Below are 24,375 nucleotides of genomic sequence, written 5' to 3' on the forward strand. Positions count from 1 at the left end.
CAGGGGCGGCTGTGCTGCACAAGAGGGCGCGCACCGCACCCGTGCACAACCCCCGGCACTCGGTGCGGGTCGCCCGGGGCGCGTCCGGTCCGGGGAGTCAGCCGTGACCGGCCGGGCACGGACCTGGGGCAGGTAGCCTTTTCCCCGTGCCCCGTCTGTCTGAAGTCATCGCCGCGCTGGAGACCCTGTGGCCCGCCGAGCGGGCCGAGTCCTGGGACGCGGTCGGCACCGTCGTCGGCGACCCCGACCAGGAGGTCTCCCGGGTCCTGTTCGCGGTCGACCCCGTCCGGGAGATCGTCGACGAGGCGGTGAAGCTGGGCGCGGACCTGCTGGTCACGCACCACCCGCTCTATCTGCGCGGTACGACGACGGTGGCGGCCTCCACCTTCAAGGGCCGCGTGGTGCACACCCTCATCAAGAACGACATCGCGCTGCACGTCGCCCACACCAACGCCGACCGGGCCGACCCCGGCGTCAGCGACGCCCTCGCCGGCGCGCTCGACCTGCGCGTCGTACGCCCCCTGGTCCCGGACGCGACCGACCCGGAGGGACGCCGGGGCCTCGGCCGGATCTGCGAGCTGGAGCACGCCGTGACCGTGCGCGAGCTGGCCGCCCGCGCCGCCGAGCGGCTGCCCGCCACCGCGCAGGGCATCCGGGTGGCCGGTGACCCCGAGGCGCTGGTGCGGACGGTCGCCGTCAGCGGCGGCTCCGGCGACAGCCTCTTCGACGACGTCCGCGCGGCCGGTGTCGACGCCTTCCTCACCGCGGACCTGCGCCATCACCCCGCGTCGGAGTTCATGGCCGCCGACGCCCACCGTCCTCTCACGCTGCTCGACGCGGCGCACTGGGCCACCGAATGGCCCTGGTGCGAGCTGGCCGCCGCCCAGCTCGACGAGATCTCCGACCGCCACGGATGGGACCTGCGCGTCCACGTCTCGAAGACGGTCACCGACCCCTGGACCGCCCACGCGGCGTCGTCCAACCCGACGAAGACCCCTGGAGCCCCCAACTGAACGCCGCGCCCGCCGACCAGATCCGACTCCTCGACGTACAGGCCCTGGACGTACGCCTGCAGCAGCTCGCGCACAAGCGGAAGTCCCTGCCCGAGCACGCCGAGATCGAGTCGCTGACCAAGGACCTCACGCAGCTGCGCGACCTGCTGGTGGCCGCGCAGACCGAGGAGAGCGACACCGCCCGCGAGCAGACCAAGGCGGAGCAGGACGTGGACCAGGTGCGTCAGCGCGCCGTCCGTGACCAGCAGCGGCTCGACTCGGGTGCGGTCACCTCCCCGAAGGACCTGGCGAACCTCCAGCACGAGATCGCCTCGCTCGCCAAGCGCCAGGGTGACCTGGAGGACGTCGTCCTGGAGGTCATGGAGCGCCGCGAGTCCGCGCAGGAGCGGGTCGCCGAGCTGACCGAGCGGGTCGCGTCGGTGCAGTCGAAGATCGACGACGCGACGGCGCGCCGGGACGCGGCCTTCGAGGGGATCGACGGCGAGGCCGCGACGGTGACGAAGGAGCGTGAGGTCGTCGCCGGTTCGGTGCCCGCGGACCTGCTGAAGCTGTACGACAAGCTGCGCGAGCAGCAGGGCGGCATCGGTGCGGCCAAGCTGTACCAGCGCACCTGCCAGGGCTGCCGCCAGGAGCTGGCGATCACCGAGCTGAACGAGATCCGCGGGGCCGCCCCCGACACGGTCGTCCGCTGCGAGAACTGCCGCCGCATCCTGGTGCGTACGTCCGAGTCCGGTCTGTAAGAGGCGTTGGGCGTGCGGGAGTTCATCGTCGAGGCCGACGGCGGTTCCCGGGGCAACCCGGGGCCCGCGGGCTACGGCAGCGTGGTGCTGGACGCGGCGACGGGCGAGACGCTCGTGGAGCGGGCCGAGTTCATCGGGACCGCCACCAACAACGTCGCCGAGTACCGGGGGCTGCTGGCCGGTCTGAGCGCGGCCGACCAGCTGGACCCGGCCGCCCGGGTGCATGTCCGCATGGACTCCAAGCTGGTCGTGGAGCAGATGTCGGGCCGCTGGAAGATCAAGCATCCGGCGATGCGACCGCTGGCGATGCAGGCCGCCGCCCTGTTCCCGGCCGGGCAGGTCACCTACGAGTGGATCCCGCGCGAGCAGAACAAGCACGCGGACCGGCTCGCCAACGAGGCGATGGACGCGGGGAGCCGGGGGGAGCGGTGGGAACCGTCCCGGTCCACCGCGGAGTTGGCCGCGCGCGCCGTCGCGGTCCCCGAGCCGGCCGGCCCACCGGGCGACGCGGCCGCGGGCGCGGCCAAGGCCCGAGCGGCCCTGGCGGGCGCCACCGCCATCGCGCCGGGGGACGCCGGTACCGTCGGCTCCACGACGGCCGATGTGCGGGCCGCCCGCAACGTCGCCGCTGCCCCGCCCGACCTCGGCACCCCGACCACCTTCGTGCTGCTGCGGCACGGCGAGACGCCGCTCACCCCGCTCAAGCGGTTCTCCGGCAGCGGCGGCAGCGATCCGTCGTTGTCCGACGTCGGCCGGCGCCAGGCGGAACTGGCCGCCGGGGTGCTCGCCGCGCGGGGGACCGTCCAGGCCGTCGTCTCCTCGCCCCTCGCCCGTTGCCGTGAGACGGCCGAGGCCGTCGCCGCCCGGCTCGGGTGCGAGGTGGGCATCGAGGAGGGGCTGCGGGAGACCGACTTCGGGGTCTGGGAGGGCCTCACCTTCGGCGAGGTGCGGGAGCGGTACCCGGACGACATGAACGCCTGGCTGCGCGACCCGGAGGCCGAACCCACCGGCGGCGGCGAGAGCTTCGCGGCCGTCGCCCGCCGGGTCGCCGCGGCGCGGGACCGGCTCGTCGCCGCGTACGCGGGCCGTACGGTCCTGCTCGTCTCGCATGTCACGCCGATCAAGACCCTGGTCCGCCTCGCCCTGGAGGCGCCCCCGCAGGCGCTGTTCCGCATGGAGCTGTCGGCGGCCTCGCTGACCGCGGTGGCGTACTACGCGGACGGCAACGCGAGCGTCCGCCTCCTCAACGACACGGCCCACCTGCGCTGAACGCCCGCCGGGGGCGCCACCGGCGTCCCCCGGGGAGCTATTTCCGCAGCGCCGCCGCCTCCCGGGCCAGCCCCTCGATCCGCACCCAGTCCCGGGCCGCGATCGCATCCTGGGGCACCATCCAAGTCCCGCCCACGCAGCCGACGTTGGACAGCGCCAGATAGTCCGGGGCGTTCACCGGGCCGATCCCGCCCGTGGGACAGAAGCGGGCCCGGGGGAGCGGTCCGGCCAGCGACCTCAGATATGCCGTGCCGCCCGCGGCCTGCGCCGGGAAGAACTTCATCTCCGTGACGCCGCGCTCCAGGAGCGCGACCACCTCCGACGTCGTCGAGACCCCCGGCAGGAACGGCACCCCGGACGCCTGCATCGACGTCAGCAGCGCGTCCGTCCACCCCGGACTGACCAGGAAGCGCGCGCCCGCCGCCACACAGTCGCCGACCTGCTCCGGTGTGAGGACCGTGCCCGCCCCCACCATCGCGCCCGGGACCTCGGCCGCGGCCGCCCGGATCGCCGCCAGCGCGGCGGGGGTCCGCAGTGTCACCTCGATCGCCGGGAGCCCGCCCGCCACCAGGGCGCGCGCCAGCGGTACGGCGTCGGCCGCGTCCGTCACCACGACCACGGGGAGGACGGGCGCGACGTCGAGGACGGAGAGCGCGGACGCCGACGGGGGCAGGGGTGAGGCCATGGCCTCATCCTGCCCGCGGAAAGCACTATGCGCAAAGGTCGTTGCACATAGTGCAATGGTCGCTCGTACGGGCTGCTGCGCCTCAGTGGATCTCGGTCACCACCACGTCCAGCGTCCACGCCCTGCCCGCCCGGCCCGGGGCCTCGGCCTCCACCGCGTACCCGAGGTCCCGCAGCGCCTCCACCAGCTCCGCCGGGTCCTTCGGCACGGCCCCCGCCGTCAGCAGACTGCGGACGATCCGCCCCTTCGTGGCCTTGTTGAAGTGGCTGACGACCGACCGCTTCTCCACCCCGTCCACCGTCCGGGAGTGCAGCACCCGCACGGTCGCCGTCCGCCCGGCCACCTCGCCCTTCGGCTTCCACGCCGCCGCGTAGGCGGAGGAGCGCAGATCGAGCACCAGTCCGTGGCCGGCCGCCGCGGTCAGGGCTGCGGCCATCGGCGTACGCCAGTACGCACCGAGGGCGCCCAGACCGGGCAGCTTCACCCCCATCGAGCAGCGGTACGAGGGGATGCGGTCGGTCACGCGGACCGCGCCCCACAGTCCGGAGAAGACGAGCAGGGACCCTGTCGCGCGCCGGGTGGCCGCCGCGTCCAGCGAACCGAGGTCGAGGGCGTCGTAGAGCACACCGGTGTAGATCTCCCCGGCGGGCCGCGCCCCCGCCGTCCGCAGCCCGGCGTTCTTGGCGACCTCCCCGCGCAGCCCCTCGCCGATTCCCAGTACCTCGCGCGCCTTGTCCTCGTCCCCCGAGCACAGCTCCACCAGCTCACCGAGCACGCCCTCCCGCGCGGCGGTCAGCCCGGGCAGCGACAGCGACTCCAGCTCCAAGGGGGCACCGCTCCCTGAGGGTGCCTTGCCTTCGGAGGGCGGCAGCAGGACGAGCACGGATTCTCCTCGAGACCGAACAGCGGGACTCGCGCCAGGTTACGGGGTACGGCGGGGGAGAGGCCTTGGCGCCCGGGCCCGAGGGCCGGTGACGGTGCGGCCCCGCCACCCGTACGTCCCTGACGGAGCCTGTGCCCCTGTGCCACGATCGAGGGAACGGTTCCCGATCCCTTGGACAGGTGATCTTCCATGTCCCAGTCTGGCGAGCGACCGAAGGAGGGGCGTGACATGACCGCCATGGCCCACGAGCCGATCACGCCGGCGGAGGGACTGCTGGAGATCTTCCAGGCCCTCGACACCCCGGAGGGCTTCCGGGCCGAACTGATCGAGGGGGAGATCGTTGTGACACCGCCGCCGGACGGGGACCACGAGGACTACATCAGCCTGATCATGAAACAGGTGATCCGTCGCTCCCGGACCGATATGGACTTCTCGGGGAACAAAGGTCTGAGACTCCGGAGCGGCGGCGGTTGCCCGAGGGACCATGTGATCCCCGACGGCACGTTCGCCCCCCAGGAACTGCGGATCTTCCGGGGCGCCGGCTCCTGGATGCCCTGCGACGGCGTCGCGATGGTCCTGGAGGTGACGTCCGCCAAGCCCGGGATCGACCGCGTGGGCAAACGGCGCTGCTACGCCCGCGGCGGCATCCCGCTCTATCTGCTGGTCGACCGCGACGACTCCTCGGTCACGCTGTTCAGCGATCCGGAACGCGACGACTACCGCCAGCACTGCACGATCCCCTTCGGCAAGCCGCTCGCTCTGCCGGAGCCCTTGGCCTTCGAGCTGGAGACGGCGGCGTTCCGCTGACCGTCGGACCGGGAGGTCCTACCGGCCCGGTACCATGGTCGCTACGGCAGACGAGCCGGGCGGACGGCCGCGTGGAGGTTCTTGTGGACCTTCCCGAGGAACGTCCGGGCTCCACAGAGCAGGGTGGTGGCTAACGGCCACCCGGGGTGACCCGCGGGACAGTGCCACAGAAAACAGACCGCCGGGGACCTCGGTCCTCGGTAAGGGTGAAACGGTGGTGTAAGAGACCACCAGTGCCCAGGGTGACCTGGGCAGCTAGGTAAACCCCACCCGGAGCAAGGTCAAAAGGGGCCGCTGTAATGGCGCCCTGCGCGGACGTCGGAGGGCTGCTCGCCCGAGTCCGCGGGTAGACCGCACGAGGCCGGCGGCAACGTCGGCCCTAGATGGATGGCCGTCACCGAGGGGCCCGCGAGGACCCCCCGGTACAGAACCCGGCGTACAGCCCGACTCGTCTGCCTCTCGATCGACGCGCGCCGACAGATGCCCCGGAGGAATCCTCCGGGGCATCCGGCGTTTCGGGGCGCACTCGGGGATCGGTCTCGGCGAGCCACCCCCGCCATCGGCTGCGAACTCTGTCGATATCAAGTATCTTGACGTCGAGATGACTCGGACGGGGGAACAGGGGACAGCCATGTCATGGGCCGGGGACGGACTGATAGCGCAGCTGCGGCGGCCGCCGGGTGGGCGGGACGCGCGGATCATGTTGCTCGCGCAGTGTGTGGACCGGACCGGGACCGGGGTGTGGGCCGCGGCCTCCGTGCTCTACTTCACCTTCGTCAGCGGTCTGGACGCGCGCCGGCTCGGACTGCTGCTGGGAGTCGGGGCGGTCGCCGGGATAGCCGGGTCGCCGCTGGCCGGGCGCGCCGCCGAACGGTTCCCGGTACGTGGTCTGCTGATCGGCTGTCATCTGCTGCGCCTGGGCACGATGGGCCTGCTGCTGGTCGCCCGCGACTTCGTCACCCTGCTGCCCGTGGTCGCCGTGACGTGTCTGGGGGAGCGAGCGGCCAAGACGCTGGAGATGCTCTTCGCCACCCGGGTCGCGGGTGAGCAACGAGCCACCTATCAGGCGCTGTCCCGGAGTGTGGCCAACGCCGGATACGCGGTCGGCGCGGGCATCGCCGCCATCGGCCTCGGCGTGGGCACGGCGAACGCCTACCGCGCGCTGATCCTGGCCGACGCGCTCTCCTTCGTCCTGGCCGCCGCACTGGTCCGGCGGACCCGGGAGCCGGCCGGCCAGGGACTGGTCGTGGCACAGGGCGAAGGAAGGGTTCTTGACGCGCCGTCTTACTCCCCCAGTCCTTGGCGGGATCGCGGCTACCTGCTCTTCGTCCTGCTCGACATCCCGATGAACCTGGACGACTCGGTTCTCAACGTCGGCCTGCCGCTGTGGCTGGTGCACCACACCAGCGCGCCGCACGCTGTCGTCCCCGCCTTCCTGGTGCTCAACACCGTGCTCGTGGTGGTCCTGCAACTGCGGATCTCGGCACGGGTCGAGGGCCCGCGCGGGGCGGCCGTGGCGGTGGGCTGGTACGGCGTGATCCTGTTCGTCTGCTGCCTGGTACTGGCGACCGCCACCGGCGGTGGGGCCTGGTCGGCCTCACTCGCCATGCTCGTGGCCGCGATGCTGGTCACCCTCGCCGAACTGATGCGCTCGGTGAGTTCCTGGGAGCTGGCGGTCAGCCTGGCGCCGCCGCGGGCCCGGGCCTCCTATCTGGGAGTGGCCGGGATGGCCCAGTCCGTACAGAAGTCGTTGGGTCCCCTGCTGCTGACCGGCGCGGTGATGACGGCGGGTCCGGCGGGCTGGCTGGCGCTCGGCGCAGGGGTCACCGGGCTGAGCATGGTGCAGCGACGGGCCGGCCTACGGCGACTGGCGACCCTCGCCACGCCCCGAGTCGCCGACGTGTTCCAACCGGACCGCCGCCCCGCGGACCGGAGTTGACCGCGGCGGCCGTTCGCAGGGAAGCACGGCGGCGCGGTGATCGCGCCGCCGTGCCGCTCAGACCAGATGCCCGGTGCGCCGCTGTCCCCGGGTGTACTCGGCCTCGGCGAGCACCGATGCCATCAGCTCGGAGTCGAGAGCGGAGGCGTCGGCCAGACGTGAGGTCGCGGCGTGGGCGTTGAGCAGGAGTTTGTTGACCCGCAGAGCGGCGGGGGAGCGGCGCAGGATCGGCCTGTACCAGGCCGCCACCGCCGCGTCGAGGTCTTCCTCGGGTACGACGTTCTGGAGGATGGAGAGCGTCTGGGCCTCCTGGGCGGTGAAAGCACGGCTGGTGAGGATGAGCTCGCGGACGCGGGCGGCGCCGACCTCGGCCAGGAGCCGGGGGAGCAGGCCGCCCCAGGCGGTGGGCAGGCCGAGGGCGAGTTCCGGGAGCCGGAAGGTCGCGGTGTCGGCCGCGACCCTGAGGTCGCAGGCGAGAGCGAGGGCGAGGCCCGCGCCGATGGCCTTGCCCTGGACGCGTGCGATGGTGACGGCCGGGTTGTCGGTGAGGGCCGCGCAGACGCGGCGCGCCTTGACGCCCGAGCCACGGATGCCGCTGCCCGCCGGGTCCTCGGCCAGGTGCTCGGCGTACTCGGTGCGGTCGCCCCCGAGGCTGAAGTCGGGGCCGGCGGCGGAGAGCACGATGACCCGGGTACCGGCGTCCTGGGCGTCGAGGACGGCGAGCAGCTCGTCGAGCAGGGTCTCGGTGACCGGGTTGCCCTGGTCGGGGGCGTTCAGCTCGATGGACAGCACGGGCCCCTGCCGGTCGGTCCGCAGCGTCTTGAGGGACTGGCTGGTGGGGGTGGGCAGGGCACTCATGTCGTCACTTTCAGGGAGGTCACACGCCGGAAGACCATACGGGGCGCGTAGGCGGGCCCGGCGGTGAGTCGGAGGGTCGGGAATCGATTCAGCAGACGGGTCAGCAGGGTCTGGGCCTCGAGCCGGGCGAGTGCCGCGCCGAGGCAGTAGTGGGCTCCACCACCGAAGGTGAGATGGCCGCGGTTGCTGCGGAGGATGTCGAAGGTGTGGGGGTTCTCGTTGCGCCGCGGGTCGTGGTTGGCGGCGCCGTACAGGACGTGGACCATCGTGTCCTTGGCGATGGGCACGCCCGCGAGGACCGTGTCGTCGGCGGCGACCCGCGAGTTGAGGTGGATGGGCGGGTCGTAGCGCAGGGCCTCGTCGATGGCGTCGTCGATGTGCTCGGGGTGGCGGCGCAGCCAGTCCCAGCGGGCCGGGTCCTCCAGAAGGAGCCGGACGGCGACGGAGAGCAGGGTCGCGGAGGTCTCCAGGGAGGCGATGGTGATGAACATCGTCAGGTAGTAGAGAAGGCGGTCCGCGGCTTCCTGGTCGCCGGGCATCTCGGCGTCCCAGTGACGGATCCAGCCGGAGACGACATCGTTGCCGGGACGGGCGCGACGCTGCCGGACGAGGTCGGTGAAGTAGGCCCGGAGCCGGAGCGTGGCCTCGGCGGAGACGTCCAGTTGGCTCTTGGTGGGCAGGAGTTCCTGGGCGTGCACCTGCCGGTGGGTGATGTCCAGGATGTGCGCGTAGTCCTCGGGCGGGATGCCGAGCCAGCGTCCGACCGTGCGGACCGGCAGCTGCTCGCTTACGGCGGCGACGAAGTCGGCCTCGCCGTGGTCGCGCAGCCGTGCGTCGAGGTCGTCGAGGAGCTCGTCGACGTGTTCTTCGATGTCGGGCCGCATGGCGTCGAGGGTGTGACGGTCGAAGAGATTCCCGAGAGCACGGCGCTGGCAGGTGTGGACAGGGGCGTTGAGCCGGGACAGTACGTGGCTCATCTCCTGGGTGGCCGGGGCCTGCCAGCGCTCCGGACCGGACTGGCGCTCCTGCCACGCGATGTCGGGCACCAGCCAGTTCCTGCCGCGCAGGACCTGGCTGCATGCCTCGAAACCGGTGATGAAGTAGCCGCCCCAGGGGGCGGCTACGACGTCTCCCAACGCGCGTAGCTCTGCCCAGACGGGGAGGGGGGTGTGCTGTCCGTCGGTGGAGCGAAGACGCCGGAGGACTGAGATGACGGCGCGGCGGTCGTTGGTTATGCCACCTATGTCGTCAACAGCGGTCACGCGGGGCTCCTTAGGCGGGGCGTTACCGAAGTGATTCCGGCGGAATCTACCCTTCCACGACCTTGGGTCATGCCCCGCTGAGTGTTGCCCCTGTCACATTCCGTGCCTCACACGCGGAACACGTCGAGGAAGGTGCTCCAGAATCCCTTCTTGGCCGGCCTGGTCTCCTGACGGGGGACCGGTGCGGTGCGGGCCCGCGGCGGCTCCGCCGCCGCCGTCCGCGTGGTCTGCGCGGGGGCGTGGAGCGCGGCCACCCGGGTGCCGGGGGTCGGCGTGAACCGGACGGGCAGGGCGGCCAGCGCACGGTGGAAGGGGCCCGGCCGCCACTGCAGATGGTCCGCCGGGACATCGAGGGTGAGGTCCGGCAGCGCGTTGAGGATCGCCTCGATCGCGGTCAGGGCGATCACCGTGGCCGGAGACTTCGCCGGGCAGGCGTGCGGCCCCGCACCCCAGGCCAGGTGCGCCCCCTTGCTGAGGGACTGGCGGGCCTCCCGGAGCGAGGGGTCGTTGTTGGCCGCCCCGAAGCTGATGACCAGAGGGGTGTTGGCCTCGACGGGAACGCCGCCCAGGTCCACGTCGTGGACGGGGTAGTGGGTGGCGTAGTTGGCGATGGGCGGGTTGTTCCACAGGACGTGGTCCAGCGCCTCCTCGGTCAGCATCCCAGCGCCGCGGGCGGAGGAGCCGCTCGACAGCAGCAGGAGCAGGGCGCTGCCGATGAGGTTGCGCTCGGGCTCGACGCCCGCGCCCATCAGCATGACCAACTGGTCCTTGAGCTCCTCGTCGTTCAGCCCGGCGGGGTGCCGGATGAGCCAGGAGGTGACGTCGTCCCCGGGCTCACGCCGCTTGAGCGCGATCAGCTCCATGAGGCAGGCGGTCAGCTCCTCGTTGGCCTTGAGGGCGTCCTTGCCGTCGAAGATCGCGGACATGGAGCTGGTGAGCCGGTCGCCGATGCCGGCGGGGCAGCCGAAGAGCCGGTTGAACAGCAGCAGCGGCAGCAGCTTGGCGTAGTCGTTGAGGAGGTCGGCGCGCCCGCGCTCGCTGAACTGGTCGATCAGGAAGGCCGCGATGGGCTCGACGTCGCGGCGGATCCTGCCGATGTTGAGCTGGTCGAGGCTGTCCGTGACGGCCTTGCGCAGCCGGAGATGGACGGCGCCGTCGGTGAACAGGCAGTTCGGACGGTACGCCATCATCGGCAGCACCGGGTTGTCCAGGGCTATTCGGCCCTCGTTGAGGGCCTTCCAGCGGCGCGGGTCCCGGCTGAAGTCCGTGGTGTTCTGCAGAACGGTCCGCGCCGCCTGATAGTCCGTGACGAGGGTCGCGTCCACGCCCGGGGCGAGTTCGACCGGGGCCGCGGGCCCGAACGCACGCAAGGCGTCGTACACGCCCTGGGGGTCGTCGGCGAAGTCCTGGCCGTGCATGGGGCATCTCGCCGGTACGCCCGATACGGCGGCCGAATGCTGAAGGTCCATGAGATGTTCCTTTGAGTTCCCGGAGCGCTCCGCACCCCGGGCCGTGGTGGCGAAAGGCGGTCGGTTCAGGCCGACCGGACGAGGAGATGCTGGACGAGGGTGATCAGCGCCTGGGCCGAGGACTCCCGCTTGCGGGCGTCGCAGTACGAGACGGGCGTGTGGGGCAGGAGATCGAGCGCCTCACGGATCTCGTCCTCCTCGTACTGTTCCGGCGTGAAGCTGTTCACCGCGATGGAGTACTCGAGGCCGTACTTCTCGACCAGCTCGATCACCGGGAACGAGTCGGCGAGCCGGACGGGATCCACCAGGATCAGCGCCCCCATCGCGCCCCGGGCCATGTCCTCCCACAGCTGCATGAACCGCTGCTGACCAGGCGTGCCGAAGAGATACAGCACCACCTCGTCGCTGAGGGTGAGACGGCCGAAGTCCAGGGCCACGGTGGTCGTCATCTTGTCCGGCGCGCCGCGCAGATCGTCCACGTGCATGGACGCCTGCGTCATCTTCTCCTCGGTGCGCAGGGGGGCGATCTCGGACAGCGAGCCGATGAACGTTGTCTTGCCCACGGCGAAGTGCCCCACCACGAGAATCTTCGCCGTGGTGGTCACCGCACCCGAGACGTAACGGGTCTCAGGCGAAACGGGATTGGAGTCCATACAGCACCTTTTCGATCAGGTCTCTGTCGACGGCCTGGGCAGGGGGAGGCGCGGCGCGGCGCAAGAGGTGTCCCTGCTCGGCTAAGTCGCTCAGCAGCAGACGGGCGACACCCACCGGCAGGCCCAGATGTGCGGCCACCTCGGCCACGGCCAGATAGCCTCCGCCGCACAGCTCCCAGATCGCGCGCACCTCCGGGCCGGCTCCCAGGGGCAGTTCGCGGTCGGGAGCCAGGGTGACCAGGGTGTGCAGCGACAGGTCGTCGGCGGAGGGCAGCCGCCGGCCGCCGGTGATGACGTAGGAGCGGACGAGTTCGCTGGACACCGGAGCTTCCTCGCCGGGCATCGTCATGCGTCGGCACCAGCGCTCTGGCGCTCCGGTGTACTCAGAGCGACACCCAGTGCCTTCACCTGCTGCTGCATACGGATCGACATGAGTTCCATGTCGACGTCCAGGGCGGCGGAGACCGCCATGTAGGACCCGCTGCCCGCAGCGATCAGGAAGATCCAGCCGCCGTCGTACTCCATGAGGGTCTGCTTCCAGACCCCCTTGCCACTTGCCACGAAGGGGGCGACCGCCCGGCTGAGGGACTGCATCGAGCTCATCGCGGCGGCGTTCTTCTCGGCGTCGTCCCGGGAGATGCCGCTGGAGCGTTCCAGCAGCAGGCCGTCGGCCGAGACGAGAATCGCATGGCGGGCGCCGCTCACCGTCAGCACGTCGTCGAGCACCCACGACAGATCCGGCTTCACTGTTCTTGAGTTCCTTCCGTGGTGGTGGTGTCCCGTCCGCGGAGCGTTCCGCGTGCGAAGGCACCGATGCGCGACGCGGTCACCTCGCTGTTGTGCTCCGACACCGGCTCCGGGGCCGGCTCGGTGACGGCAGGCTGCGGAACCACCGCGACCGCCCGTCGGCGCTTGGGCAGCCCGCCCGCCGTAGTCCCGATGATCGGCACCGGGGCGGGGATCCGGGCCACGCGCGCTGCGGCCGCCGGGGCCTCGGTCTCGACGGACAGGCCGGTCTCGGCCGCTGGTTCGGGCGCTTCGTTGGTCAAGAGGCTCTCCGGCAGAAGGATGACCGCGCGTACACCGCCGTACGGCGACACAGAATCGACGGACACCTTGAAGCCGTACCGGTCGGAGAGCACTCCGGCGACAGCGAAACCGACCCGGGGCGGATTGCCGAGGCTGGTGATCGAGATGGGTGCCGCCGGGCTCAGCAGAGCGGCCGCACGGTCCTTCTCCTCCTGGCTGATCCCGAGACCCGCGTCGTCGACGATCAGGCAGATACCGGTCGGGACGGCCTGGATGTTGATCTCGACGGGGGTACCCGGCGCACTGTAGTTGGTGGCGTTGTCCAGCAGCTCCGCGAGCACGACGGCCACGGGTTCCACCGCCGTGGCGGCGACATGGACGTTGACCCGGCTGTGGATCTTCACCCGGTCGAAGTGCTTGATCCGGCCCGTGGCGCTGCGAGCCACGTCGTACACCGACGCGGCGGTCTCGCGGCGCCCCAGCCAGCCGCCGCACAGCGCGGCGATGCCCTGGGCACGCCGGCCGAACTGGCTGTTGGTGTGGTCGATCGTCATCAGGTCGGCGAGGATCAGCGGATCATCGCCGTACTTCAGCCGGGCCAGATCGCTGATGGAGCGCTGCTGCTGGTCGGCCAGCACCTGCAGGCTGCGCATCCACGCCTTGAGAACGTCCTTCGTCTCCGTTTCCGCGTCGCCGCGCACCTCGGCCAGGGCTCGCTCCTGGTCGGCCCGCAGCGCCGCGTACTCGCCGTGCAGCCGCTGGGTCTCCATGTGGAGTCCGTCCCGGACGGTGCGCAGGTCGGTGTTCTGTTTCCGGAGCGCCATGTTGGTTCTCCGGGCTCGATTCACTGCGATGACCGCAGCGATCAGTACTACCAGCAGGATCCACAGGATCGGATCCTTGATCAGTGACGTCATGAGACTCTCTTCAAGTCGCCTCGCGGAAGTGAGTAACTGCCGGCCACACGACCGAGGCCCCCGAATCGCGGGCCGCGGGCCTTATCGGCGGACCAACGGCTACTCCTTCGCGATCGGGCCTGCGAGACTGTCCCCCGTTTGCGCGTACTTGACGCGATACCAGCCTGCTGAAAGTCCGACGATCTTATCAGTCGGGTAAGTGCCAACGCCCGCCCAGGAACGCTTACTTGGCCACATGGACACGAAGGTTTCACGCCCGTTCATCCCCCGGCAGCGGGGGCGAGGCCGCTGAAACGATCCTTCGATGCCTCGACGGACGGCGGCTCGTACACAGGATCGCGCCGGGGGATCTTCCGGGGTACGCCACGTCGTCCCTGGGCGCCGCGGAACGGGCGGGCCCGGGAGGGCGGCCCGCATGGCACGCTGCCGGTATGGACGAGCACGGCACATCCGCGGATCTCTGGGACTCGATCGGCCGGCTGCACGCCTGGCTGGAAGCCAACCGCGCGCACGGCGGCGCCGACGGGCTGCTGCTGCGGGTGCTGAAACTGTCGGAGGAGGTCGGCGAGGTCGCCCAGGCGGTGATCGGCGCGACGGGGCAGAACCCCCGGAAGGGCACCACGCACAGCTGGGAGGACGTCCAGGCGGAGCTGTGCGACGTGGTGATCACGGCCCTGGTGGCACTGCGCACGATGACCCCGGACGCGCGCGAGGTGTTCACGACGCATCTGGAACGGGTGACCGCACGCTCGCTGGGCGGTCCGGACGCGGCCGCCGACGCCTCCGGCGGTTCGTAGGAGAGGCGGCGGGGCGGGGCGAGCCGTCGGCCCGTCCCGCCCGCTACTCCTCGAACAGTGCCTCCTGCTGCCCTTCCGGCTTCCTCCGCAGCCGCTTGTTCCGGGCACCGATCACCAGGGCCGTCGCCGCCGCCGTCACCGCGAACGCCGCCGGGACCATCCACTCGCGGTTCACGGCCTGGCCGAACAGCGCGTCCACGGAGAGCCGGCCGGGTCCCGCGATCGCCAGGCCCGCCGCCGTGAGGCCGAGGGTCGCCGCGTACTCGTAGCCGCCGCCCTGGGCGAAGAAGCCGTTCGGCACGTGCACCGCCGCCGCCCCCGCCATCCCGCCGGCCGCCGCCGCGCCCGCCGCCGGTGTCGCGAGGCCGAGCGCGAGCAGCACGCCGCCGCCCGTCTCCGTGAGCCCGGACGCCAGCGCGCTCGCCTTCCCCGGGGAGTAGCCCACCGACTCCATGAACTGACCGGTCCCCTCGATACCGCCGCCGCCGAACCAGCCGAACAGCTTCTGTGTGCCGTGCGCGGCGAGCACCCCGCCGGTGCCCAGCCGGAGCAGCAGCAGCCCCACGTCACGTCGGTCGACACGGTTCACGATCACTCCAGGGCCGGACAACAGGAACGGTTCCGCCTCCCCACCGTCCCACCGGGCCCGTCCGTCCGGCCTGCCCACGGCGCCGTTCGGGTGGCGCGGCGGGATCCATCGACAGGCCCTGGGGGACAGACAGCCCTTGATCATCCGACCTGGGCTCTTGCCCTGAAGTGCACTCCAACTCCTAGCGTCGTCGGGCATGGAGACCACGGCGCACAACAGGACGTTGGGACGCAGCGCGATCGACGTGAGTGCCCTCGGCTTCGGCTGCTGGGCCATCGGCGGGGAGTGGAGCACCCCGGACGGGCAGCCCCTCGGCTGGGGCAAGGTCGACGACGAGGAGTCCGTACGGGCCGTCAGGCGGGCCCTCGACCTCGGTGTCACCTTCTTCGACACGGCCGACGCCTACGGGGCCGGGCACAGCGAGCGTGTTCTCGCCCGCGCCCTCGGCAAGCGGCGGGGAGACGTGGTCATCGCCACCAAGTGGGGCACGGTCACCGACGAGGAACGCCGGCTGCACCTCGGCAGCGACGACTCCCCGGCGTACGCTCGGCGCGCGCTGGACGCCTCCCTCCGCCGCCTCGGCACCGACCACATCGACCTCTACCAGCTGCACCTGTCCGACGCCGACCCCGAGCGCGCCGCCGAACTCCGCGACGTCTGCGAGGAGTTCGTCCGCGCCGGGCTGGTCCGGGCCTACGCCTGGAGCACCGACGACCCCGCGCGGGCCGCCGTCTTCGCCGAGGGTCCCCACTGCGCGGCCGTCCAGCACCGCCTCAACGTCCTTCAGGACGCGCCCGAACTGCTCGCCGTGTGCGAGGAGTTCGACCTCGCGAGCATCAACCGCAGCCCCCTCGCCATGGGACTGCTCTCCGGCAGGCACAACGCGGGACGCACCCTCGGATCCGGCGACATCCGCAACACCCCGCCCGCGTGGCTGCCGGGCTTCCGGCGGGGCGAGGGTGCCGACGCCGAGTGGCTGCGGCGGGTCGAGGCGCTCAGGGACGTCCTCACCAGCGACGGCCGTACGCCCGCCCAGGGCGCCCTGGCCTGGATCTGGGCCCGCAGCCCGCGCACCGTCCCGATCCCCGGCTTCCGTTCGGTGGCCCAGGCGGAGGAGAACGCGGGCGCGCTCGCGAAGGGACCGCTCACCCCCGGGCAACTGGCCGAGGCCGACCGGATCCTCGGCAGGGGGACGGGCCCGGAGGGCGCGCATCAGTAGCTCTGGCCGTCGGTGTCGAGGCCGTCGATCAGGCGGTTGAGGAACCGGGTGAAGGTGGCCTCGGGGGTGAGGGGGCGCCCGGGGGCCGAGAGGACCTCGGCGAGTTCCGGGTGGCGGCCGTCCGCGGCGACAGCGGTGAGGTAGCGGGCCTCGGCCGCGACCCGGTCGGGGGATCGTACGGGCGCCGCCTGGGCGATCTCGTAGCCGACGTGCCCGGCCACGAAGCCGGTGAGCTGGGCGAAGACCTCCAGCCTCGCCGCACCGTCGAGCCCGGAGGGTCGCAGGGCGGCGAGGACGCGTTCCAGGAAGGCCAGGGCGTTGGGGCCGAGGGTGCGGCGCGTGGACATCAGGACGGCGGGGAGCCAGGGGTGCCGCAGCATCAGGGCGCGCTGGAGGTGGGCCATGGCCTTGAGGTCGGCCCGCCAGTCGCCGGTGAGGGGGTCCGTGGTCGGCAGTTCCCCGCTGACGTGGTCGACCATCAACTCCAGCAGGGTCTCCTTGTCGGGGGCGTAGCTGTAGAGCGACATGACGCCCGCCCCGACCTGGGCGGCGACCCGCCGCATGGTGACCGCGTCGAGTCCCTCCGCGTCCGCCAGGGTGACGGCCGCCGCCGTGATCGCCGCACGGCTGAAGGAGGGCCTGCGGCCCTTGCGGGGTTCGGCCGGGGGCAGCCAGAGCTGTTCGGGGTCGACGCCCGCGGTGCCGGGTCCTCCGTCCTGGGGCACGGTCTCGCGCTCCTTTCCCCCGTCGTCGTGGCGGCCCTTGCCAAGGCCATCCAAGCATCCCCTATTCTCGTACATGGTACGGAATCTAGGAGGGGGAACGATGCCATCACGCATGCCCGGCACCGTGGCCGGATCGTCCTGGGCGCCACCGGCCGGAAAGCCGCCACTGTCCGCACGGCTGATGAGGGCGACCTGGCGAGGCCTCCCGGCGAGACGGCACGAGGCCGGACGGGAGCCGGGGCTGGTGGTGCCCGCCGCCGACGGCAGCCCGTTGCTCACCGACCACTACTTCCCGCGCGCGGAGGGCGACTTCCCCACCCTGCTCGTCCGCTCGCCCTACGGCCGGGGCCTGCCGTGGTCTCCCATGTACGGCCTGCTCTTCGCCGAACAGGGCTTTCACGTGGTCCTGCAGAGCTGCCGCGGCACCGGCGGTTCGGGGGGTGCGTTCGACCTGTGGCGCAACGAGGCGGCGGACGGCGGGGCCACGGTGTCCTGGCTGCGCGAACAGCCCTGGTTCGACGGAACACTGGGGACCGTCGGCCCCAGTTACCTGGGCTATGTGCAATGGGCCCTCGCCCTCGACCCGCCGCCGGAACTGAAGGCCATGGTGGTGCAGGTGGGGCTGCACGATCCGCACGCCCTGTTCTACACGGACGGTGTGCTGCGCCTGGAGAACGCCCTCGTCGACGGCCTGGGCATGACCTACCAGCACCGGGGCACGGCCGCGTTCCTGAGGGCGGCGCTGCGTCTGCAGCGCCGCCTGCGTGACGTCACCACCGCACGGCCCCTGCGCGGGGCGTATGTGTCCGCCCTCGGGGGCGAGGTGCCCTGGCTGGACGAGGTGATGACGCACCCGGACGCCCAGGACGCGTACTGGCGCGGCGCGTCGTCGGCGCAGGCGGCGGAGCGGCTCCGCGTGCCCACGAGCCTGGTCACGGGGTGGTACGACGCGCTGGCCGACCAGACCTTCGAGCAGTACGACCGGCTGCGCCGGGCCGGCTGCGAGACCGCCCTGCTCGTCGGCCCCTGGACCCACACCTCCACCCTCCGGCGGGGATGGCCCGAGGTGTTCGCCGAGAGCCTCGCGTGGCTGCGCGCCCATCTGTGCGGCGACCCCTCCGCCCTGCGCCCCACCGCGGTGCGTGTGCACATGGGCGGCGAGGACGCCTGGCGCGACCTCGACGACTGGCCGCCGGCCCCGGCCACCACCTCCTGGTACCCCACCCCGGACGGCCATCTCACCCGGCAGGCCCCCACGGACTCCGCGCCGCTGACGACATTTCGCTACGATCCGGACGACCCCACCCCGTCCCTCGGCGGCCCGCTGCTCTCCCGTACCGCCGGCCCTCGCGACAACCGCACCCTGGAATCCCGGACCGACGTCGTGACGTTCACCGGACCGCAGCTGACCGAGCCCGTGGACATCCTGGGCCCGGTCACCGCACGGCTGAGCATCTCCACGGACACCGGCCACGCCCACGTCTTCGCCCGCCTGTGCGACGTGGACGAAGAGGGCCGCTCCGTCAACGTCTGTGACGGGCTGGGCCGGATTCGGACGACTGCGGAGACACCCTCGCGGGTCACCGTTCCGATGAGCGCCACCGCCCATCGCTTCGCCGTCGGTCACCGCATCCGCTGGCAGATCAGCGGGGGCGCCCATCCGCGCTTCGTCCGCGGTACGGGCACCGGGGAGTCGCCGGTGGACGCCACCACCTTCGTGCCGGTGCGCATCACGCTCCACGCGGACTCGGTGCTGACGCTTCCGGAAGGCTGAGCGGGCAGGGGACGGGCGAGAGTGACTCCGTCATGGCCCTGGCTTTGCCGACCCTTTGGGGACCCGCTGTCTGCTGTCGAAGGCTGCCTTGTACGGTCCCGGGGTGCGTGATTCCTCTTCGCCCTCCCCTCCTGCCGCGCGGATGGCCCGGCGTGCCGTTCTCGGGCTCGCCGCCGCCGCGCCGCTGACCGTCGCCGCGCCCGCCTCCGCGAGCCCCGGACGCCCGGTGATCATCGGCGGCACACGTCTCGGCGGCCCCGGCGTCCAGGTGCAGGGCCCCGCGGCCGCGCTGCCGAAGAAGCTCACCGCTCGCTCCTGGCTCGTCGCCGACCATGACAGCGGTGAGGTGCTGGCGTCGTACAACGCGCACCAGCGGCTCGCGCCCGCCTCCACGCTGAAGATGCTGTTCGCGGACACCGTGCTGGGCAAGTTCGACCGCCGCCTCACCCACAAGGTGGCCGACGCGGAGGTCGCGGACGTCCCGGCCGGGTCCAGCCTGGTCGGCATCAAGCCCGGAATCACCTATACCGTCGAGCAGCTGTGGCTCGGTGTCTTTCTGCGGTCCGGCAACGACGCCGTGCACGTCCTCAGCCATATGAACGGCGGGCTCGCGAAGACCGTCGCCGAGATGCAGGCCAGGGCCGAGGATCTGCAGGCCCTCGACACCCATGTGGTCAGCCCCGACGGCTTCGACCACAAGGGACAGCTGTCCTCCGCGTACGACCTCACGCTGTTCGCCCGCCACGGCCTGACGAACGCCGACTTCCGCGGCTACTGCGCCACGAGGACCGCCGACTTCCCGGCGGGCGGCAGGAAGACCTTCCAGATCCAGAACACCGACCGCCTGCTCACCGGTGCGTGGGGCCTCGGCGTCTACAAGGGGCTCATCGGCGTCAAGAACGGCTACACCAGCAACGCGGGCAACACCTTCACGGGAGCCGCCACCCGTGGGGGCCGCACCCTCCTCGTGACCGTGATGCACCCCGAGCCGGGCGGAAACGGTGTCTACGAGGAGACCGCCGCCCTGCTCGACTGGGGCTTCGGGCACGGCGGGACCGCCCGGTCCGTGGGTGCGCTGGTGGATCCGCTCAGCGAGGGCGGGGCGAAGGCGACGCCCGGGCCCGAGGGGGCGGTGCACGCCGGGGCGGCCGGTTCCGCGACCGCGCGCGACCGCTCCTCGTGGGGCCTGGCCGGCGGGGCCTCGGGGGTGGTGGCGCTGCTGGCCGGCGGGGCGTACGCGCTGCGGGGGCGCAGGCGGCGGCCGACGGCGGAGGGGAGCCGCGGGCGGCGGGAGGCGACGGAGGAGGGCCGCCACCGGCGTTGACGAGCCGTCCGAGTCCTGGTCGGTGGTGACGAGCCGGGCGGCCGTGGTCGGTGGTGACGAGCCGGGCGAGCGGTGGTCGGTGGGGACGAGCGGCAAGTGGGCAGCCGTTCCGCGATCCGTGCGCACCCCGCGGTCCCAGGCGGGGTCCACCCCCTGCCGGTCCGCGGAACGGCTGCCGCCTCCCCCCTGGTGTGGTCTCCGGAACCTCGCCACTCCAAGTGTGAAGTTCTGGTGGAGGAGTGTTGAGCATAAGCCCGTCACATGCCGGTACGGTGCGGAGGTTCACATTCCGCTTGTGCAGGTTCACGCGGACCCCGGAACCGGCGGCAGCGCACCGGCGGCGTCCGCCGGCCGCCCGTTTCCTCCGCCGCCCCAAAGGAGCTGAGACCATGGGGGCGGACCGCGAGGAGAGGGAGGGGTTCATGCCCGAGGGTGGCCGCACCACGCGTCACCAGAACGAGCCGGAAGACCACATACCCGGGGTGGAGGTGACCGCCCCCGCCCCACCACCGCCCACCACCACCGCGCTTCGCCGTACCGGGCTCCTGGTCACCTTCCTCCTCGGCGGGCTCACCGCCACACCTCCGCTCGCCATGGACATGTACCTCCCGTCGCTGCCGGAGGTCACCACGTCGCTGCACGCGCCCGCCGCGACGGTGCAGCTCACCCTCACCGGCTGTCTCGCGGGCATGGCGGTCGGTCAGCTGGTGGTCGGCCCGATGAGCGACAAGTGGGGGCGGCGGCGCCCCCTGCTCGTGGGGCTGGCCGTCTACGTCGTCGCCACCGCGCTGTGCGCGCTCGCCCCCTCGATCGCGGCGCTCGTCGTCTTCCGGCTGGTGCAGGGGCTCGCGGGCGCGGCCGGAATCGTGATCGCGCGCGCCGTCGTCCGTGATCTGTACGACGGCGTGGCGATGGCCCGGTTCTTCTCCACCCTCATGCTGATCTCCGGGGTCGCGCCGATCGTCGCACCGCTGATCGGCGGTCAGATCCTGCGCTTCACGGACTGGCGGGGCGTCTTCGTCGTCCTCACGGCCGTCGGGATCGCGCTCACCGCGCTCGTCTGGACGAGGCTGCCCGAGACGCTGCCGCGGGACCGCAGGCACGGCGGGGGAGCGGGTGCGGCCCTCGGTTCCCTGCGGGGCCTGCTCGCCGACCGGGCCTTCACCGGCTACACCCTCGCGGGCGGCTGCGCCTTCGCCGCGCTCTTCGCCTACGTGAGCGCCTCCCCGTTCGTGATCCAGGAGATCTACGGCGCCTCCCCGCAGACCTTCAGCCTGCTGTTCGGCCTCAACTCCGTCGGCCTCATGGTCGCGGGGCAGATCAACGGCAAGGTCCTGGTCGGCCGGGTCGCCCTCGACAAGGTGCTGGCGACGGGCCTCACCGTCGTCACCCTCGCCGCAGCCGCGCTGCTGCTGCTGACGACGGGCGCCCTCGGCCCCGTAGGACTCGCGCCGGTCGCCGCGGCGCTCTTCGTCCTCATGTCGGCGATGGGCTTCACCCTCCCCAACACCCAGGCGCTGGCCCTGATGCGCACCCGGCAGCACGCCGGCTCCGCCTCCGCGCTGCTCGGCACCACCTCCTTCCTCATCGCGGCGGGCGCCTCGCCGCTCGTCGGGATCGCCGGCGAGCACACGGCCGTCCCGATGGCCGTCGTCCAACTGGCGGCCGCACTGGTGGCCCTCGCCTGCTTCGTGGCACTGTGCCGTCCCTGGCACACCCGCACCCGCGCGGGCGTGGAGAGTTTCGGGGAGGACAGCTGAGCGCACCGAGACTGCGCATCGACACACCGCAGAAGGCGGGGCTCGATCCGCAGGAACTGCGTCTGGCCGTACGGGACCTCCATGCCGCCGTCGGCGGGGAGCGCCCCTGGGCGGCGGGTGCCGTGCTGCTCGCCGGGCGCGGCCCGGTGATCGCCCTGGAGGAGGCGGCGGGCTGGGCGGTCCGGTATGCCGCCTACGACGCGGAGACGGACCGGGGTGTCGAACTGCCGCCCGAGGCACGGGTGCCGATGACCGTGCACACCCCCTTCGACCTGGCCTCGCTCACCAAGCTGTTCACGGCGGTGGCCGCGATGCAGCAGCTGGAGCGCGGCACACTCGGCATCGACGCGCGGGTGGCGGCGTATCTGCCGGACTTTCGCCCGGCGGCCGAACGCGGCATCACCGTACGGCAGTTGCTCACCCACACCTCCGGACTGCGGCCCGAACTCCCGCTGTACGACTGCCCGTCGGACGCAGCCCGGCTCGATCTGCTGCGCGCGGAGGCCCCGGTCGGCGTGCCCGGCACCTACCGCTACTCGGACCTGAACCTGCTGCTCCTGCAGCACGTCCTGGAACGCGTCACCGGGCACCCGCTCGACGTGCTCGTCCACGACGGCATCACCCGCCCGCTCGGCATGACGTCGACCGGCTTCGGGCCGAGCCCCGACGCGGCGGCGACGGAGGACCAGCGGCGACCGTGGGCCAAGGCGGACCGGGGCATGCTGCGCGGGGTGGTCCACGACGAGAACGCCTGGGCGCTCGGCGGGGTGGCAGGGCACGCCGGCCTCTTCTCGACGGCACGGGACCTGGCCGTCTTCTGCCGCACCCTGCTGTCCGGCGGGTCCTACGGGGCCGCGCGCATCCTGGGCCCCGACCTCGTCGACCTGATGCTGACCCCGCCGGGCCTGGGCTTCGCGGTCGATGCGCCGTGGTTCATGGGCGCCCTGGCGGGCCGGGGCGCGGCGGGCCACACGGGCTTCACGGGCACGTCCCTGGTCCTGGACCCGGCGACGGACACCTTTCTCGTCCTGCTCGCGAACACGGTCCACCCCCGTCGCCGGGATCCGGACCACCGGGTGCGGGTGGCGATGGGGGATCGGCTGGCGCGGGCGGTCCGGGGCACCTGAGAGAATCGGCGGGTGAACGCCCCCGTCTCCCCAGCCGACACCCTGCGCGCCGCCCTCGCCGGACTGCTCGACGGGCTGCCGCCCAAGCAGGCCGCGCAGGCCGTGGAGCGGCTGATCGTCAACTACCGGGGGCGCACCCCGACCGACGCGCCCGTGCTGCGGGACCGTTCGGACGTGGTCGCGTATGCCGCGTACCGGATGCCCGCGACGTTCGAGGCGGTGTCCGCGGCGCTGGCGGAGTTCGCCGACGCCGTGCCCGGCTGGACGCCCGGGAGCCATGTCGACATCGGCGGCGGTACCGGCGCGGCGACCTGGGCCGTCAGCGCCACCTGGGACGGACAGCGCCCGGTCACCGTGCTCGACTGGGCCGAGCCCGCGCTCGCGCTGGGCCGGGAGATCGCCGCCGCGAATCCGGCGCTGAAGGCCGCCGAGTGGCACCGCTCTCGTATCGGATCGGCGCTCGCTCTTGAGAGCACTGATCTCGTCACCGTCTCCTACGTGCTCGGGGAGCTGACCGAGGTCGACCGTGCCGCCGTCGTCGACACCGCCGCGAGCGCCGCGCAGGCCGTCGTGGTCGTCGAACCCGGCACCCCGGAGGGCTACGCCCGGGTCATCGAGGCCCGCGACCGGCTGATCGGCGCCGGCTTCCAGGTCGCCGCCCCCTGCCCGCACAGCGCGGGCTGCCCCATCGTGCCCGGCGAGGACTGGTGCCACTTCTCGGCCCGGGTCAGCCGTTCCTCGCTGCACCGCCAGGTCAAGGGCGGCTCGCTGGCGTACGAGGACGAGAAGTTCAGCTATGTCGCCGCGGCCCGTTTCCCGGTGCACCCGGCCGCCTCCCGGGTCGTCCGCCGACCGCAGATCCGCAAGGGCCAGGTCCTCCTCGACCTGTGCGGCCCGGACGAGTCCCTGCACCGCGACACGGTGACCAAACGCCACGGCCCGCTCTACCGGGCGGCCCGTGACACCGACTGGGGCGACCCCTGGCCCCCGCCGCCGGAGGACTGAGGTCCTGACGCACGCGGTCTCCGACGCACGCGGTCTCCGACGTACGCGGTCTCCGACGTACGCGGTCTCCGACGTACGCGGTCTCCGACGTACGCGGTCTCCGACGTACGCGGTCTCCGACGCACGCGGCCTCGGTCCAGGAGGCCGCCCCGGCCCCCGCCCGCACCGGGCTGCGTCTTTCGGAGGCGACGGGACCCCGGCCTGCACGGGCTGCGTCTTTCGGAGGCGACGGGCCCCCGGCCTGCACGGGCTGCGTCTTTCGGAGGCGACGGGACCCCGGCCTGCACGGGCTGCGTCTTTCGGAGGCGACGGGACCCCGGCCTGCACGGGCTGCGTCTTTCGGAGGCGACGGGACCCCGGCCTGCACCGGGCCGCGCCTTTCGCAGGCGACGGGACCCCGCCCGCACCGGGCCGCGCCTTCCGCAGGCGACGGGACCCCGCCCGCACCGGGCCGCGCCTTCCGCAGGCGACGGGACCCCGCCCGCACCGGGCTGCCCCTTCCGCAGGCGACGGGACCCCGCCCGCACCGGG

The 24,375-nt window shown here is 72.4% G+C and carries 23 protein-coding genes and 1 other RNA gene; 13 read left to right on the forward strand and 11 right to left on the reverse strand.

Going from position 1 to position 24,375, the window contains the following annotated elements:
* The first annotated feature begins 146 nt into the window (after nt 1-146).
* From ACFY2Z_RS00385 to ACFY2Z_RS00395, 3 genes are read left to right on the forward strand one after another with little or no spacing between them, the layout of a single operon-like run.
* On the forward strand, nt 147-1,013 hold the full coding sequence (locus ACFY2Z_RS00385) for a Nif3-like dinuclear metal center hexameric protein (protein ID WP_390741955.1): 867 nt from the start codon (nt 147-149) through the stop codon (nt 1,011-1,013).
* Entirely contained in the window at nt 1,010-1,753 is a 744-nt protein-coding gene (locus ACFY2Z_RS00390; protein WP_390742405.1) for a zinc ribbon domain-containing protein, read from the forward strand. Before ACFY2Z_RS00385 ends, ACFY2Z_RS00390 begins: the two co-directional genes overlap by 4 nt.
* Nucleotides 1,754-1,765: 12 nt before the next feature.
* Entirely contained in the window at nt 1,766-3,022 is a 1,257-nt protein-coding gene (locus tag ACFY2Z_RS00395; protein WP_390741956.1) for a bifunctional RNase H/acid phosphatase, read from the forward strand.
* A gap of 37 nt (nt 3,023-3,059) precedes the next feature.
* Here the strand turns inward: ACFY2Z_RS00395 and eda are convergent, their stop codons facing one another.
* Complete coding sequence (gene eda, locus ACFY2Z_RS00400; RefSeq protein WP_390741957.1) at nt 3,060-3,707, reverse strand: bifunctional 4-hydroxy-2-oxoglutarate aldolase/2-dehydro-3-deoxy-phosphogluconate aldolase; 648 nt, start codon at nt 3,705-3,707, stop codon at nt 3,060-3,062.
* Between the two features lie 82 nt (nt 3,708-3,789).
* Nucleotides 3,790-4,590, reverse strand: coding sequence for a peroxide stress protein YaaA (gene yaaA / locus ACFY2Z_RS00405; RefSeq protein WP_390741958.1), 801 nt, complete (start codon nt 4,588-4,590; stop codon nt 3,790-3,792).
* A gap of 228 nt (nt 4,591-4,818) precedes the next feature.
* On the opposite strand from yaaA, the gene ACFY2Z_RS00410 reads away from it, so the two are divergent.
* From ACFY2Z_RS00410 to ACFY2Z_RS00420, 3 genes are all read left to right on the forward strand, one after another.
* Nucleotides 4,819-5,397, forward strand: coding sequence for a Uma2 family endonuclease (locus ACFY2Z_RS00410; protein ID WP_390741959.1), 579 nt, complete (start codon nt 4,819-4,821; stop codon nt 5,395-5,397).
* A 51-nt stretch (nt 5,398-5,448) separates the two neighbouring features.
* An RNA gene (rnpB, locus tag ACFY2Z_RS00415) (RNase P RNA component class A) lies at nt 5,449-5,852 on the forward strand.
* 176 nt (nt 5,853-6,028) lie between these two features.
* Nucleotides 6,029-7,336 (forward strand): MFS transporter, encoded by a 1,308-nt coding sequence (locus tag ACFY2Z_RS00420; protein WP_390741960.1) that lies wholly within the window; start codon nt 6,029-6,031, stop codon nt 7,334-7,336.
* Between the two features lie 57 nt (nt 7,337-7,393).
* On the opposite strand, the gene ACFY2Z_RS00425 is transcribed toward ACFY2Z_RS00420, so the two are convergent.
* The 7 genes from ACFY2Z_RS00425 to ACFY2Z_RS00455 all read right to left on the reverse strand — a co-directional run bounded on the left by ACFY2Z_RS00425 (nt 7,394) and on the right by ACFY2Z_RS00455 (nt 13,524).
* Entirely contained in the window at nt 7,394-8,194 is an 801-nt protein-coding gene (locus ACFY2Z_RS00425; protein WP_390741961.1) for an enoyl-CoA hydratase/isomerase family protein, read from the reverse strand.
* Nucleotides 8,191-9,456 carry a cytochrome P450 gene (locus tag ACFY2Z_RS00430; protein ID WP_390741962.1) on the reverse strand — a complete coding sequence of 422 codons (1,266 nt, stop codon included), beginning with the start codon at nt 9,454-9,456 and terminating at the stop codon, nt 8,191-8,193. The genes ACFY2Z_RS00425 and ACFY2Z_RS00430 overlap by 4 nt, the downstream gene beginning before the upstream one ends.
* Before the next feature lie 107 nt (nt 9,457-9,563).
* On the reverse strand, nt 9,564-10,874 hold the full coding sequence (locus tag ACFY2Z_RS00435; RefSeq protein WP_390742406.1) for a cytochrome P450: 1,311 nt from the start codon (nt 10,872-10,874) through the stop codon (nt 9,564-9,566).
* A gap of 116 nt (nt 10,875-10,990) precedes the next feature.
* Nucleotides 10,991-11,578: an ATP/GTP-binding protein gene (locus ACFY2Z_RS00440; RefSeq protein ID WP_390741963.1), complete on the reverse strand. Its 588-nt coding sequence runs from the start codon at nt 11,576-11,578 to the stop codon at nt 10,991-10,993.
* Nucleotides 11,553-11,927 (reverse strand): DUF742 domain-containing protein, encoded by a 375-nt coding sequence (locus ACFY2Z_RS00445; protein ID WP_311690523.1) that lies wholly within the window; start codon nt 11,925-11,927, stop codon nt 11,553-11,555. The genes ACFY2Z_RS00440 and ACFY2Z_RS00445 overlap by 26 nt, the downstream gene beginning before the upstream one ends.
* On the reverse strand, nt 11,924-12,325 hold the full coding sequence (locus ACFY2Z_RS00450) for a roadblock/LC7 domain-containing protein (protein WP_390741964.1): 402 nt from the start codon (nt 12,323-12,325) through the stop codon (nt 11,924-11,926). The genes ACFY2Z_RS00445 and ACFY2Z_RS00450 overlap by 4 nt, the downstream gene beginning before the upstream one ends.
* A complete protein-coding gene (locus tag ACFY2Z_RS00455) occupies nt 12,322-13,524 on the reverse strand; it encodes an ATP-binding protein (protein ID WP_311690526.1) in 1,203 nt (400 codons plus the stop codon). The genes ACFY2Z_RS00450 and ACFY2Z_RS00455 overlap by 4 nt, the downstream gene beginning before the upstream one ends.
* 431 nt (nt 13,525-13,955) lie before the next feature.
* Here ACFY2Z_RS00455 and ACFY2Z_RS00460 point away from each other — a divergent pair, with 431 nt between their 5' ends.
* Nucleotides 13,956-14,321 carry a MazG-like family protein gene (locus ACFY2Z_RS00460; RefSeq protein WP_390741965.1) on the forward strand — a complete coding sequence of 122 codons (366 nt, stop codon included), beginning with the start codon at nt 13,956-13,958 and terminating at the stop codon, nt 14,319-14,321.
* A 43-nt stretch (nt 14,322-14,364) separates the two neighbouring features.
* On the opposite strand, the gene ACFY2Z_RS00465 is transcribed toward ACFY2Z_RS00460, so the two are convergent.
* Complete coding sequence (locus tag ACFY2Z_RS00465; RefSeq protein ID WP_390741966.1) at nt 14,365-14,910, reverse strand: DoxX family protein; 546 nt, start codon at nt 14,908-14,910, stop codon at nt 14,365-14,367.
* Between the two features lie 196 nt (nt 14,911-15,106).
* Here ACFY2Z_RS00465 and ACFY2Z_RS00470 point away from each other — a divergent pair, with 196 nt between their 5' ends.
* On the forward strand, nt 15,107-16,129 hold the full coding sequence (locus ACFY2Z_RS00470) for an aldo/keto reductase (RefSeq protein ID WP_390741967.1): 1,023 nt from the start codon (nt 15,107-15,109) through the stop codon (nt 16,127-16,129).
* On the opposite strand, the gene ACFY2Z_RS00475 is transcribed toward ACFY2Z_RS00470, so the two are convergent.
* The gene (locus ACFY2Z_RS00475; RefSeq protein WP_390741968.1) at nt 16,123-16,854 is read right to left on the reverse strand and encodes a TetR/AcrR family transcriptional regulator; all 732 of its coding nucleotides are present in this window, start codon (nt 16,852-16,854) and stop codon (nt 16,123-16,125) included. The two genes, ACFY2Z_RS00470 and ACFY2Z_RS00475, sit on opposite strands and share 7 nt — an antisense overlap.
* A 181-nt stretch (nt 16,855-17,035) precedes the next feature.
* Here ACFY2Z_RS00475 and ACFY2Z_RS00480 point away from each other — a divergent pair, with 181 nt between their 5' ends.
* The 5 genes from ACFY2Z_RS00480 to ACFY2Z_RS00500 all read left to right on the forward strand — a co-directional run bounded on the left by ACFY2Z_RS00480 (nt 17,036) and on the right by ACFY2Z_RS00500 (nt 23,844).
* Nucleotides 17,036-18,628: a CocE/NonD family hydrolase gene (locus ACFY2Z_RS00480; protein ID WP_390742407.1), complete on the forward strand. Its 1,593-nt coding sequence runs from the start codon at nt 17,036-17,038 to the stop codon at nt 18,626-18,628.
* 103 nt (nt 18,629-18,731) lie between these two features.
* A complete protein-coding gene (locus ACFY2Z_RS00485; RefSeq protein WP_390741969.1) occupies nt 18,732-19,952 on the forward strand; it encodes a D-alanyl-D-alanine carboxypeptidase family protein in 1,221 nt (406 codons plus the stop codon).
* Nucleotides 19,953-20,374: 422 nt separating this feature from the next.
* Nucleotides 20,375-21,712, forward strand: a complete 1,338-nt coding sequence (locus ACFY2Z_RS00490) for a multidrug effflux MFS transporter (protein ID WP_390742408.1) — start codon at nt 20,375-20,377, stop codon at nt 21,710-21,712.
* Nucleotides 21,652-22,839, forward strand: a complete 1,188-nt coding sequence (locus tag ACFY2Z_RS00495; protein ID WP_390741970.1) for a serine hydrolase domain-containing protein — start codon at nt 21,652-21,654, stop codon at nt 22,837-22,839. Before ACFY2Z_RS00490 ends, ACFY2Z_RS00495 begins: the two co-directional genes overlap by 61 nt.
* 12 nt (nt 22,840-22,851) lie before the next feature.
* Nucleotides 22,852-23,844, forward strand: coding sequence for a small ribosomal subunit Rsm22 family protein (locus tag ACFY2Z_RS00500; protein ID WP_390741971.1), 993 nt, complete (start codon nt 22,852-22,854; stop codon nt 23,842-23,844).
* Nucleotides 23,845-24,375 lie beyond the last annotated feature (531 nt).

The sequence above is a fragment of the Streptomyces sp. NPDC001222 genome (genome assembly GCF_042896945.1).
GTDB lineage: Bacteria > Actinomycetota > Actinomycetes > Streptomycetales > Streptomycetaceae > Streptomyces > Streptomyces gibsoniae.